Source organism: Cellulomonas pasadenensis, assembly GCF_047229365.1.
Taxonomy (GTDB): Bacteria; Actinomycetota; Actinomycetes; order Actinomycetales; family Cellulomonadaceae; genus Cellulomonas.
In genome coordinates this window covers 1-3,481 of sequence record NZ_JBFTEP010000219.1, presented here as the reverse complement: position 1 = coordinate 3,481, position 3,481 = coordinate 1, and the positions used below count along the sequence as shown (strand labels likewise).

4 protein-coding genes are annotated in these 3,481 nt (G+C 81.2%); 1 reads left to right on the top strand and 3 read right to left on the bottom strand.

Annotated elements, in window-relative coordinates; all coding sequences use genetic code 11:
• A partial coding sequence (locus tag AB6N23_RS17765; protein ID WP_412867294.1) for a S8 family serine peptidase occupies window positions 1–1,313 on the top strand: 1,313 nt, incomplete at its 5' end.
• A 10-nt stretch (window positions 1,314–1,323) separates the two neighbouring features.
• Here AB6N23_RS17765 and AB6N23_RS17760 read toward each other — a convergent pair.
• The 3 genes from AB6N23_RS17760 to AB6N23_RS17750 form a co-directional block, all read right to left on the bottom strand.
• Window positions 1,324–2,175: a hypothetical protein gene (locus AB6N23_RS17760; RefSeq protein WP_412867293.1), complete on the bottom strand. Its 852-nt coding sequence runs from the start codon at window positions 2,173–2,175 to the stop codon at window positions 1,324–1,326.
• Window positions 2,172–2,984 (bottom strand): PP2C family protein-serine/threonine phosphatase, encoded by an 813-nt coding sequence (locus AB6N23_RS17755; RefSeq protein ID WP_412867292.1) that lies wholly within the window; start codon window positions 2,982–2,984, stop codon window positions 2,172–2,174. The genes AB6N23_RS17760 and AB6N23_RS17755 overlap by 4 nt, the downstream gene beginning before the upstream one ends.
• Window positions 2,981–3,481, bottom strand: a 501-nt coding sequence (locus tag AB6N23_RS17750; protein WP_412867291.1) for an FHA domain-containing protein, incomplete at its 5' end; no start/stop codon positions are given. The genes AB6N23_RS17755 and AB6N23_RS17750, both read right to left, overlap by 4 nt.

The window sequence follows — 3,481 nt, the reverse complement described above, 5'->3', positions numbered from 1 at the left end:
GGCGCGTCCCCGTCGCCGCCGCGCTCGCGACCGTCGCCACGGCCGGGCTGCTGGCCGTCGTGCCCGCGGGCGCCGCCGTCGCCGTCATGCCCGGCCCCGCCACGGCGGGGCCCGTCGTCGCGGCCGCCGCGACCGGGTGCGAGCCGGGCGACGTGCAGTGGACGACGGCGACGCCGCCCGCGCTCGACATGCTGCAGGCGCGGCTCGCGTGGACGGTGACGCGCGGTGCGGGCGTGCTCGTGGCCGTGGTCGACTCCGGCGTCGACGCGGGCAACGAGCACCTCACCGACGCGCTCACCGGAGGGGTCGACCTCGTCGGCGACGGCCTCGGCGCGAACGGGTACGCCGACCTGCACGGGCACGGCACGGCCGTCGCCGGGACGATCGCGGCCCGGGAGCGTGCCGGGTCCGGCGTCGTCGGCCTCGCCCCGGAGGCGCGGCTCTTCTCCGTGCGGGTGTTCGCGTCCGACGACCAGAAGGCGCGCGAGGCGGGCGTCGGGCCCGACGCGGGACGCCTCGCGGCGGGCATCCGGGCCGCCGCCGACGCGGGGGCCCAGGTCGTCGCCGTCGCGATGTCCAGCCCCGACGAGACACCCGAGCTGGCGGACGCGGTCGCGTACGCCGCCGGGCGCGGCTCCCTCGTCGTCGCCTCGGGCGGCAACGCGTCCGGTGACGCCGGCGCCCGCTACCCCGCCGCCGCACCCGGTGCGCTCGGCGTCAGCGCCGTCGACGCCGCGGGCGACCCCTCGCTCGCGAGCATGCCGGGGCCGCACGTCCGCGTGGCCGCACCCGGGCAGCAGGTGCTCACCAGCGCCGTCGGCGCGGGCGACTGCCTGTACGCGCAGCAGGAGCCCCGCGCCAGCTTCGCGACCGGCTACGCCGCCGGCGCGGCGGCGCTCGTCGCCGCGGCGCACCCCGACGAGACGCCCGCGCAGTGGGCGTACCGGCTCGAGGCCACGGCCGTGCGCCCCGACCCGGACCACCGCGACGACGCGATCGGCTGGGGCGTCGTGCAGCCGTACGAGGCGATCGTGCTCGTGCCGGACGCGTCGATCCGCGGACCGGTGGACCCCGTGACCGGCGCGTCGCCCGCGGCGGTGCGCCCGGTGGCCGCCGCGCCGCAGGTGCGGCCGTCGGAGGACCCCTGGGGCGCCGTGCGGGGCATGGGCACGGTCGTGACCGTGCTCGCGCTCAGCGCCGTCGGCGTGCTCGGCGCGATCGCGGTGCTGCGGACCCGCCGGCCCGACGCGGCGTCCCCCGCGGGCGGTCGGGACGGTGCCGCGCGCGACGCGGACGGCGACGCCGCCGGCTGACCGCCCGCCCTCAGCCCACGAGGGTGCGGACGACCAGCACGAGCCCGGCCACGCACGCGACCGCGACGACCACCACGGCCACCACGGCCGCACGCGCCCACGTGCGCGCGGCGCGCTCGACCGACCGCATCGCGGCCGCCTCGCCGCGCAGCGCGTCGGTGCCGCGCAGGGGCGCACCCACGGGGGGCGGCGGCGGCACGGGACGCGGGCGGTAGCGCTCACGCTCCGGGGCGGGAGCGTCGGCCGGCGCGGCCCACGCGCGGGACGCGGCGGGCTGCGGGGCCGGCGTGGCGTCCGTGCGCGGGGCGCGCACGACCGTGCGGTCGTCGGGGCCGTCGTCGGGGCCGTCGTCGAGGGGACGCGGGCCGGCGGGACGTGCGGGCCGCACCACCGTCCGCTCGTCGACGCCCTCGTCCGGCGGACGCGCGGCGCGCACGACCGTCCGGTCGTCGAGCCCGTCGTCCGCCGGACGCGCGGCGCGCACGACCGTCCGGTCGTCGACCGGCTCGGCGGGTGCGTCGGCGCGGGCCGGCCGCAGCACCGTGCGGTCGTCGAGCTCGTCGGACGGCGCGCCGCCGGCCGCGGGCGTGGCACCGGCTCCCGTGACGCCGTCGCGCACGACGGTGCGCTCGTCGGGGGGCTCGGCCGCCGCGCCGCGCACGACGGTGCGGTCGTCGAGGCCGTCGTCGGGGCGGTCGTCCGACGCGGGCGCACCGGGCGCCGACGGCGTGCCGGGCTGCGGGCCCGGCCACGCGCCGGACGGCGCCGGGCCGGCCGGTGCCGTCGACGGCGGACCGGACGCCGGCGCGTCGGACGCGGCGGGTGCGGGCGTCGGGCGCCCCTTGCGGCGGAACAGGCTCATCGGCGCACCACCCGGGTGTCGTCGTCGGCGGTGTCGGTGCGGGTGCCGGTCCCCCGCGAGGTGTCGTCGAGACCCGGCGAGCGGCCGCCCGACAGGACGTCGACCACGACGACAGTGACGTCGTCGCCGGTGCCGGCCCGGCTCGCGTGGCCGACGAGCGCGGACGCCGCCGTGGCGGGCGCGCCGCTGAGCGCGAGGACGGCCTGCACGGTCTCGTCCGCGAGCGCGCGCGCGAGGCCGGCGGAGCACAGCAGCAGCCGTTCGCCGTCCACCACGGGCAGCAGCCAGGAGTCGGCGGTCGCGCCCGGCGCGCCGACCGTGCGGGTGAGGGCGTCGCGCGCGTCGCCGCGCCGACCCCCGCCACGCGCCCCGTCGGCCGGCTGGGTGTGGTCGACGGTGAGCCGGTGCAGCTCGCCGCGCAGCAGCCGGTACACGCGCGAGTCGCCCACGTTGAGGACGAGCCAGTGCGGACGGCCCTCGTGCACGGTGAGCACCGCGCCCGTCACGGTGCTGCCGGTGCGGCCCGCCGTGTCGCGCGCGAGCGCACCGACCTCGGCGTGCGCACGCTCGAGCGCCCGCCGCACGTGGTCGAGCGTCGCCGGCGCACCGGTGGGCACCTCGGCCGTGAAGGCGGCCACGACGGCGGCGCTGGCGGTGGCGCCCGTGCCCCGCGGGCCGGTGCCGTCGGCCACGACGAACACCGGGGGCGCGACGCGGCAGGCGTCGGCGCCGGCCGCGTCGGACGCACCGCTCCCGGCGGCGGCTGCCGTGACCAGCACGACGCCGCCGAGCTCGTGCCGGCCCGTCACCGGGCCCGCCCCGTCCGCTGCTCGAGGACCATGCCGACGTCGCCGAGGCGCACGCGCCCGGCGACGAGCGCGGCCTCACCGGGCACGAGCATGCGCTCGGCGCCGCCGGCGTCCGCGACCACGACGCCGTTCGTCGAGCCGAGGTCCGTGACCCACCAGGTGCCGTCGCGCAGCTCCAGGCGCGCGTGCATCTTGGAGAGGGTCCGGGTGGTGTCGGGCAGCGCCACGACCTGCGTCGCGCCGTCGGTCTCCGGCGGCCGGCGGCCGACGACGACGACGGGGCGCTCGAGCGGCACGACGCGGCCGTCGTCGAGGTGCAGCCGCCAGCGGACGGCGCGCGGGCGGACGACCGTCCGCTCGGCGTCGTCGGGCTCCGCCGCGGGCGGACGGGGGGCGCCGAGGGTCGTCGGGACGTCCGCCGCGGGCGGCTCGGCCGGCGTGGAGAGCGGGTCCGCGACCGTGCCGGCCGGGGCGGGCTCCCCCGCCCGGGCGGGCGC

Excerpts from the sequence above, each read along its gene's own strand:
- AB6N23_RS17760 (WP_412867293.1), bottom strand. The coding sequence starts at position 2,175 with ATGAGCCTGTTCCGCCGCAAGGGGCGCCCGACGCCCGCACCCGCCGCG.